The following is an 8855-nucleotide window of genomic DNA, read 5'->3' on the forward strand; positions in this document are numbered from 1 at the left end:
TCGCACAGAGCTTAAGTAAGGAACTTGGAGCACACCATGTCCTCATTGCTGCATCAGTAATTTCTATTTGACACACCGCTGCTTTCGACGGGTCAATATTTCACCGCCGAGAGAATTGTCTACCTCGAAAATCCGACGCTGGGTTCATGCTGCGCGCATGAGTTTCCAGTCGCGGTTGTCAAAACATAGAGAGAACCGATGCAAGATCACAATACTACTGGTGGAAATTTTTGGACTATTGTACGCAAGAGTCATCCCGATTACTTACGGTGGTTCTTCGCCGACACAACAAGCGCTTTGGGTTCATCCCTCATTGCCATCCCTGTTTCACTTGCGAGCTTCCACCTCACTGGAAGTCTAAGCCAAGCAGGTCTCATCGGAGCAGCAAGCTCAGCTGGCTCCTTGATCATGACCATCCCAGCCGGAATGATCATTGATCGCGTCGATAAGAAGAATCTGCTTCTCCTTTACGGCCTGAGTCAGATTGCTATCTGGTCTTCCTTTTCCCTACTCCTCTGCCTGGGTAAATTCACTTTCATCTCCTTATTCTTCTTCAGCATTTTTGCTGGGATGATTACAGGCACCTTCGGAGGGCTAACCAATGCCATTCTGAGATTCATCATCCCAGAGAATTTACTTGTCCAAGCACAAGGCCGTAACCAAACTCGAGACAACATTATCTGGATGGTTGGATTACCCTTAGGAGGCCTACTTTACGGACTGGCGCCGGTTATTCCTTTTATCGCACAATCCCTGTCAGGGCTTGGTCCCGTATATGCTTCAAGGAGCATCAATGCAAACCTAGGTGAAACAATCAGTGACCAGAAGTATTCATTTACAGAGTTCTGGTCCGATACCAAATATTCTTTGGCTTGGATTTGGAAATATCCGGTGCTCCGGGCAATTTTCAGCATCGATTTATGCTCGAATTTTGCCAATTTTTTCCTCATCGCGTCCATAGATCTATGGTTGGCCTATCTTAAAGTTGATGGCTGGATAATCGGCTTAACTTCAACCATGTTTACCCTAGGCATGATTGTTGGAGGATTTTTTTCAGGACCACCTCATCAAGCGATTACCTGGAAGAAACATAATCCGAGCAACCATGCTCTGGGAATTAATGTGGTACATATTTCTTCTCGTGTTTTCCCATTATTGGCCGCTTATCGCAGTCGCAGCATTTTTCATCGTCATTCCCTCGATCGCATGTAACTCGTACTCTGGTGGACTACTTGCGTTATCTGCACCCCCTGAAAAGATAGGTAAGTGCTCGGCAGGAGCACGCCTAATGATGGGACTACTTCCAATCATCGCCTCCACCAGCGCAGGCGTTCTTCTTTCTGCAATTGGTTTTCAGGCAAGCATGGCACTATGTGTTCTGTGCTCGGTTATCTCTTGCTTGATAGTGGCGGGTTCAGTCTTACGCGCACTACCTAAAGCAACCGAGTTCAATTCCCTCCCAGTTCTCGAGTAACCCTTATGACGTATACGAACGCTTCAAAGCCTTCGCGGCGCCAGTCGGACCCCAGCCTTAGCCTCGACTAGTCGTATCCAAGCTCGCCCCCTCTGGTGGCCTCACTGCCACATGGCTAGAGTGGGGCGGCATGGAAATGAAAGACATGCTCGCTCCCCCACCCATCAATCTGCCCGCCGATCCGGGTGCTGACAGCACCGCTGATCTCACCGCGGGAATTGTCGCCCACCCAGATTCCCCGCTGCTCTGGGCGCTGCTGGCGGAGCAAGAACTAGACAAGAACAAGGGCGCTGAGCCCACCGCATTCATCACCGCCTACGCCTATGCGCGCACCGGCTACCACCGCAGCCTCGACCGCCTGCGCGGCAATGGGTGGAAGGGCTGGGGCCCTGTCCCCTTCTCTCACGAACCAAACCAAGGCGTACTGCGCGCGATTGCCGCACTGGGCCATGCCGCGAAGGCCATCGGTGAGGACGCAGAATATGACCGCATCCGCCAGATGCTCTCCGATGCCGACCCCGAGTGCGTCGCTACGCTACTGGATTAAGCACATGGTTCTAGTCACCTGGTTCTACTCAAAAGGTTTAGTTGGGGGCAAGTAAACCATCTAGGAGGCCACAGATGGTTTGTTTGGGGGCACATGAACCATCTGACCTGAACCATACGACTGAAACCAACTGTGGTGGCTACCGGAATTCTCAGACAGCCCCTCCTACATGTAAAAATCCCGCGGACCTCGAATGTGAGGCCGCGGGATTAGCGTGTCTGCGAAAAGCGCAGCGCGTGAGACCACCTATTCCTTATCGCTATCGCCATCCGCCTGAGAGACAAGGTCTCCGGTGTTCTGCGCGGTGCGGATGTTCGCCACGAAGAACTCCAAGATCAAACGGAACTGAATGACGTAGAAAAGGAACGCGATTCCGCCACCGATGACAGCGCCCAGGAACGTCAAGATTCCGATGAGAAAGCTGTCAGTGAAAGCAAAGAAGGAGAAGAGGATCATTCCCGCCCATGCTGCCCCTGCCACGATGACGAGCAGCAGGTAGATGAAGGAGGAGAACTTCAGGGTGACGAAGTCATTGAAGGAGAAGTCAAACAGCGCCTTGAAGAAGCCAGCGCCCTTGGAGGGGCTGCCGCCCTGTGAATTCTGCTGTGGGTAGTCCTGCTGCGGGGAGGCGGCAAAGGGCGAGTTGTTCTGCTGACCAAAGCCCTGCTGATCCTGCGTGCCGAAAGCCTGCTGTTCTTGGGCGCCGAAACCTTGCTGGCCTTGTGCCCCAAATCCTTGGTTCTGTTGGGGGTAGCCACCAAAGCCGGAGGTTGAGTGGGAAGCCGTGGTTCCAAAGCCCTCTCCCGACTGCTGACCAAAGCCATGGTCTTGGTGCGACTCCGACGGGGTGCCGTAGCCATAGCCCTGGTTAGAAAATCCCTGGCTGCCATAACCCTGGTTGTCGTAGCCCTGATTACCGTAGTTCTGGCCGCCATAGCTTTGGTTCGAGTTCACGGAGTCCGCAGCGTGATCAGCGCCAGCATTGTGAGCGCCAGCATTGTGATCGGTGCCAGCGTTGTGCTCGGCGCTGGAGTTCTGCGCCGCACCCGCGTCGCTGTCGGCATTGTACGAGCCGTAGGAAGCGCCAAAGGTACCGTGAGAGGCTTGGGAATCCTGCCCGCCGAAGGTTTCGGAAGCAGGGGCAGAGGAGCTGGAAGTGTGCTCGGTGCCCGACTCCGTGCTGTTCTTCGTTGAATCATAGGCCGAGTCCGCGGCGGAATCGGAGGACGCATTAAAGCCCGAACCGGACGCGTCAAAGCCGCGATTCTCAGCATCCGGCTGCGCACCCTGGGGAGCGGAATAACCGAATCCAGACGAGTCGGCGGAGCCCTCGGAGTAGTCGCCGTATCCTGCCTGGCCACCCCAGCCGAAACCGGAGTTCGATGCCTGGCTACCCCACGCGGACGCAGCGTCATCGTTGCCTGACTGGGAGTTATCGTAACCGCCGAAGCTGCCGTAACCGTTGTTCCCGGCGTTCTCACCGCTGGAACCGTTGACGTGGTTATCGCTGTTATCGCCGTTCTCACCAAACTGGTTGGGGTTCGTCATTTTTCGTTAGACCTTTCGGAGAATCATCGAAATTCGCAGCGCGCTACAGCACTACACTGGCGTAATTTTTACCCCTCCGAACGTACCTGAGATCTCGCTCACCGGCAGCGCGGCTTGGGGAACACGCCCCAGAAAACGACAGTTCCCCCGCCGCAGGCGGGGGAACAATCACAAGCTTGTGCTCAAAGACTAGTGCGCAGCAACGCGCTTAGGCGTGCTTGGCCTCCACGCGCTTGATGGCCTCAGCAGCCACCTTCTCCTGGATGCCCATGTCCAGCTCAGAGGTGAAGCCCACGCAGGAGCAGTTGATTTCACCAAGGACGTAGGTGTCCTCGCCGTTCTCGCCGTCAGCCAGCATGAAGTCCGCGGTCCAGATCAGCGGGATATTGTCGCCACCGAGCTTCTCAGCGATGACCGGGCGGACCTCAGCGAACATGTCGACGAGCTCCTGCCACTCCTCCGGCTTCTGGTAGGTGTACTTGGCACCGGAGAACAGGGTGGCGGAGAAGGCGTCGCCGCCCTCAGCCGGCTTCTTGTGCACCACGAAGACCGGGTCCGGGCCCACCAGAAGAATGCGGATCTCGCCCTCAACAATGCGCGGCATGAAGCGCATGTCCACGAGCATGCCGTTGTCACCCACGATGTACTGGTCGCAGAAGTCCATGAACTCGCCGAGCTCGCGCTCCTCAGTGTGGTTGTCCACAGCCTCGGTGCACTTGATCTTGGTGTCGAGCGGCAGTGCGGTGCCCGGCTCGACGGACTCGGCCAGTTTCTCGTCGGCAAGGCGCACGCGCCAGATGCCGGAGCCGGTGGAGCCACGGTTCTGCTTGAGCACGCGCTCGCCGTAGGACAGCGAGGTCGGGAAGGTCTTGTGGAAGGACTCGACGTCGTAGTAAGCGGCGGTGTCAGCCGGAACCAGGTCCGTGTCATTGAGCTTGACCAGGGCGTCCTTGGCACCATAGGCCATCATCTCGTACGGGGTGGACATGCCGACCAGTCCGGCCTCGGACAGCTTGGTGAGCAGATCGAAGTAGCCCTTCTCACCGCCCGGGATGTTGCCCGGATTCACACGGGAGATGTAGGCATCGAAGTTCTCCGATACATACTCGAAGAGCTTCTCGGACCACTCAGGGCGGTAGAACACGACCTCGGCGTGCCAACCTGCATCCTTGATGCAGTCGACGATCGGCATGGTGTCCTTACGGTGTCCGTTAATCTGCTTATCGGATCCGCCCTCAACCTCGAAGACGACGATTGCTTTGTGCACAGTGATTCCCTTCCACTAGGGGGTTAGTGAGTGTCACTTCTTAAAATAACCCAGGTTGGACCCTCGCGCTCACCTAGAAAAGCACCCCCGAAAAGGCATAAAAAGCAAGCGTACCGCACTTTTTGGCCGCTGACCTGCACACTTGTTATAACCAGTGAACGTGCAGCAGCGCTAACTGCAGAAGAAATGTATCCAACACCACAAATACGCCTCCCCCGTGACCACATGTCCGCCCAGCACGCTAGAGTTGAACCGAACGTTCCCCCCTCAACGAGAAAGGCAGGTGGACCGTGGCCGAATTCGACCCGAATCCCCCTTTCCAGGAATACGCGCACCCTGAGCGCCTCGTGTCCGCACCGTGGCTGTCCGCGCGACTGGGCATCAACGGCCTCCACGTCATCGAGGTTGATGAGGACTCACTCCTCTACGACATCGGCCACATCCCCACCGCGATCCGCATCAACGTCCAAACTGAGCTGCTCGACAGCACAGCGAGGGACATTATCAGCGCAGAGGACTTCACCGCACTCCTCCGCTCCAAGGGTATTGAGCGCGACGATACCGTCGTCCTCTACGGCGACAAGTCCAACTGGTGGGCCGCTTTCGCGCTGTGGGTCTTCGAGCTCTACGGTCACGAGGACGTGCGGCTTCTCGACGGTGGACGGGACGCCTGGATGTCCGAAGAACGCGACACCTCCTTCATGGTCCCCGAGCCTTCTGCTTCCTCCTATCCGGAGGTTTCCCGCGAGGAATCCTCGCGCATTTTCGTCGACGAGCTGCGTGACTCCTCCGCCACGGTGGTTGACACCCGCAGCCCAGAGGAGTTCTGTGGCGAGGCCTCCCACAAGACCGGGGCCGGTGAGTCCGCCTACGGCACCACAATGACCCACGGCCACATTCCCGGCGCCATCAACCTCGAGTGGGACCGCGCGATTTACCCGAACGGCTGCTTCCGCGCGCTGAGCGAGTTGAAGGTCAACTACGGCGAGCTCGAGCCAGCAACGGAGACCGTCCTTTACTCCCACGTCGGAGCCCAGGCTGCGCACACCTGGTTCGTCCTCAAGTACCTGCTCGGATTCGAGGCACCCCGTGTCTACGACGGCTCGTGGGCAGAATGGGGCAACATGGTTCGCATGCCCGTTGAGCGCTAGCAACACGCCGATATAAGCCCGCATCCGCGCTGGTGCGGGTTTATTTTTTGACACGAAACCAAGATGTGAAGGTATCCTCATGTTTTGGTGTGCAAGAATAGTACGCAGTCCTATCACAAATCATGGAGGAGGGTTCCTGCCGTGGCAGTTGAAACCAAGAACATCACCAAGGTCCTCGTGGCCAACCGCGGTGAGATTGCGGTCCGTGTTATCCGCGCGGCTCGCGACGCCAACATTGCATCCGTAGCGGTCTACGCCGAGCCCGATGCCGATGCCCCATTCGTCACGCTTGCCGACGAAGCCTTTGCACTCGGCGGCCAGACTTCCGCGGAGTCATACCTCGACTTCGGCAAGATTCTCGACGCCGCCTCCAAATCCGGCGCCGACGCCATCCACCCCGGCTACGGCTTCCTCTCCGAGAACGCCGAGTTTGCTCAGGCCGTCATCGACGCCGGCCTGATCTGGATCGGCCCGTCCCCGGAATCCATCGCGGAGCTGGGTGACAAGGTCACCGCCCGCCACATCGCAGAGCGCGCTGATGCTCCTATGGCACCGGGCACCAAGGATCCCGTCGCCAACGCAGAAGAAGTCGAAGCCTTCGCCGATGAGCACGGCCTCCCCGTTGCCATCAAGGCCGCCTTCGGCGGCGGTGGCCGCGGCATGAAGGTCGCGCACACCCGCGAGGAGATCAAGGACCTCTTCGAATCCGCCACCCGCGAGGCCGTTACCGCTTTCGGCCGCGGAGAGTGCTTCGTCGAGCGCTACCTGGATAAGGCCCGCCACGTCGAGGCCCAGGTCCTCGCCGACCAGCACGGCAACGTCGTCGTCATGGGCACCCGTGACTGCTCCCTGCAGCGCCGCTTCCAGAAGCTCGTCGAGGAGGCCCCTGCCCCCTTCCTTACCGATGAGCAGCGCGCCTCCATCCACGAGTCGGCCAAGCGCATCTGCCGCGAGGCCGGCTACTACGGTGCCGGCACCGTGGAATACCTCGTCGGTTCGGACGGCCTCATCTCCTTCCTCGAGGTCAACACCCGCCTCCAGGTGGAGCACCCCGTGACAGAAGAGACCACAGGCTTCGACTTGGTACGCGAGCAGTTCCGCATCGCCGAGGGCCGCGAGCTTTCCATCTCCGAGGACCCAACTCCGCGCGGCCACGCCATCGAGTTCCGCATCAACGGCGAGGACGCCGCCGCGGGCTTCATGCCGGCGCCCGGCACGGTTGTCACCTACTCCGAGCCTTCCGGCCCGGGCGTGCGCATGGACTCCGGTGTACGTGAAGGCTCCGTCATCGGCGGCCAGTTCGACTCCATGCTGGCCAAGCTCATCGTCTGGGGTCCGGATCGTGCCACCGCCATCGCGCGCGCACGCCGCGCCCTGGCCGAGTACCGCATCGAGGGTCTTCCCACCGTTATCCCCTTCCACCAGGCCATCCTCACCGATCCCGCTTTCACCGCCGAGGACGGCAACTTCACGGTCTACACCAAGTGGATCGAGGAAGAGTGGGTTAACGAGCTCCCCGCATACGTCGACCCCGCCGAAGCGCCCGAGGACGAAGAGCAGGAGGCTGCCCAGAAGTTCGTCGTCGAGGTGGGCGGCCGCCGCATCGAGGTGGCCCTGCCGGGCAACCTGCTCTTGGGCGGTGGTAGCAAGCGCAAGAAGTCGAAGAAGCGTCGTGGCAAGGGGGCGTCGGCAAGCGTGTCCGGTGACACCGTGACCGCACCGATGCAGGGCAGCGTCATCAAGGTCGCCGTCGAGGAAGGCCAGGAAGTGGAAGAGGGCGAGGTCGTCGTCGTCCTCGAAGCCATGAAGATGGAGAACCCCGTCAAGGCCCACAAGTCCGGCACCGTGACCGACCTCAAGGTATCCACCGGCACGCAGATCAACAAGGGCGAGCCGATTCTGGAGATCAAGTAATTTGCCGGTGCTTCCTTGCGGCCAGGGAGCACTGCAATAACCTTGCTTCAGTCAGCAACGTTACGTACTCTCTGTCCGTGATACCCCGGTGGAGCTCTGCTCCGGGTCACTGGCCCGCTGAGTACTACTTACCGGGGTGCTGACTTGTCGCTCTGGGGGGGGATGCAACAGTGGCGCATCAGGATAGCGCCACCCACGCCCCCTCGAGTCACTCTGTGAGTAGCTAAATTCAGAGATCAAGTAGCCTCGAAAGGCATGAGCGTTAACGATTCCGAGTTCGGCGTACGGTTGGCCAAGGAGCACGACCGTACCTACCTCTCCCGCCTTCTTTTCCTCGCCGATGTCCTCGGTGACGAGGACGCCCATATCGGGGATTTCCACACACCTGACGTAGGGCTGTACATCGATGAATGGTCTCCCCATGTCGACGGCGGCGTCATCGCAGTCTCCAGCCACCGCGTTCCCGTCGGTGGTGCGTGGCTGCGCTACTACACCACTGAAGCGAAGGGTGCCGCCTACACCGGCAACCCCGAGGCAGATCCTTTTGATGAGTCCCAGTGGGCCACCGACCTAGATCCGGAGGAAATCCCCGAGCTCTTCATTGCTGTGGAGTCCCGCTACAGGGGCCTCGGCGCTGGACGACGCCTCCTGCGCAACACCTGCGACCTGGCCGAAGCCCAAGAGGCTCCTGCGGTATCGCTGTGGATTGAGCCGGAGAACAGCGGTGCCCGCAAGCTATATGAATCCGAAGGCTTCGTCGACATCGACATCCCGGGCCGCCCGGATGCCCACGTGATGCTCAAGCGCTTCTAGTACCGCAAGCCGACAAAGGGTGTCGACTATACTCGACACCTTCGTCGGCGCGCCGACGGCAGCGCCAAGAGCGACGTTGCTCACCCGCCTATAACCTAGGTCGGGTCACAACGACCGTTTCCGTAGAACGCTGCACGTATC

7 protein-coding genes are annotated in these 8855 nt (G+C 59.0%); 5 read left to right on the top strand and 2 right to left on the bottom strand.

The features are described from left to right. Positions 1–198: 198 nt before the first annotated feature. Both HMPREF2526_RS01360 and HMPREF2526_RS01365 read left to right on the top strand, forming a co-directional pair. Complete coding sequence (locus HMPREF2526_RS01360; protein WP_246819839.1) at positions 199–1212, top strand: MFS transporter; 1014 nt, start codon at positions 199–201, stop codon at positions 1210–1212. A gap of 392 nt (positions 1213–1604) precedes the next feature. Beyond that, positions 1605–2021 carry a DUF3151 domain-containing protein gene (locus tag HMPREF2526_RS01365; protein WP_070511468.1) on the top strand — a complete coding sequence of 139 codons (417 nt, stop codon included), beginning with the start codon at positions 1605–1607 and terminating at the stop codon, positions 2019–2021. Between the two features lie 246 nt (positions 2022–2267). Here HMPREF2526_RS01365 and HMPREF2526_RS01370 read toward each other — a convergent pair whose 3' ends face one another. Together HMPREF2526_RS01370 and HMPREF2526_RS01375 are read right to left on the bottom strand one after the other, a co-directional pair. Further along, positions 2268–3569, bottom strand: a complete 1302-nt coding sequence (locus tag HMPREF2526_RS01370) for a DUF4282 domain-containing protein (protein ID WP_070545355.1) — start codon at positions 3567–3569, stop codon at positions 2268–2270. A 208-nt stretch (positions 3570–3777) separates the two neighbouring features. Then, positions 3778–4836, bottom strand: coding sequence for a Cj0069 family protein (locus HMPREF2526_RS01375; RefSeq protein WP_049154356.1), 1059 nt, complete (start codon positions 4834–4836; stop codon positions 3778–3780). A 290-nt stretch (positions 4837–5126) separates the two neighbouring features. Between HMPREF2526_RS01375 and HMPREF2526_RS01380 the strand changes: the two genes are divergently transcribed. The 3 genes from HMPREF2526_RS01380 (at position 5127) to HMPREF2526_RS01390 (ending at position 8714) form a co-directional block, all read left to right on the top strand. Next, the gene (locus HMPREF2526_RS01380) at positions 5127–5987 is read left to right on the top strand and encodes a sulfurtransferase (RefSeq protein ID WP_070545357.1); all 861 of its coding nucleotides are present in this window, start codon (positions 5127–5129) and stop codon (positions 5985–5987) included. 141 nt (positions 5988–6128) lie between these two features. Then, a complete protein-coding gene (locus HMPREF2526_RS01385) occupies positions 6129–7901 on the top strand; it encodes an ATP-binding protein (protein WP_070545359.1) in 1773 nt (590 codons plus the stop codon). A gap of 255 nt (positions 7902–8156) precedes the next feature. Beyond that, the gene (locus tag HMPREF2526_RS01390) at positions 8157–8714 is read left to right on the top strand and encodes a GNAT family N-acetyltransferase (protein WP_049154352.1); all 558 of its coding nucleotides are present in this window, start codon (positions 8157–8159) and stop codon (positions 8712–8714) included. The last annotated feature ends 141 nt before the right edge of the window (positions 8715–8855 follow it).

Source organism: Corynebacterium sp. HMSC070E08, from assembly GCF_001808895.1.
In the GTDB taxonomy this organism is placed as follows: domain Bacteria; phylum Actinomycetota; class Actinomycetes; order Mycobacteriales; family Mycobacteriaceae; genus Corynebacterium; species Corynebacterium hiratae.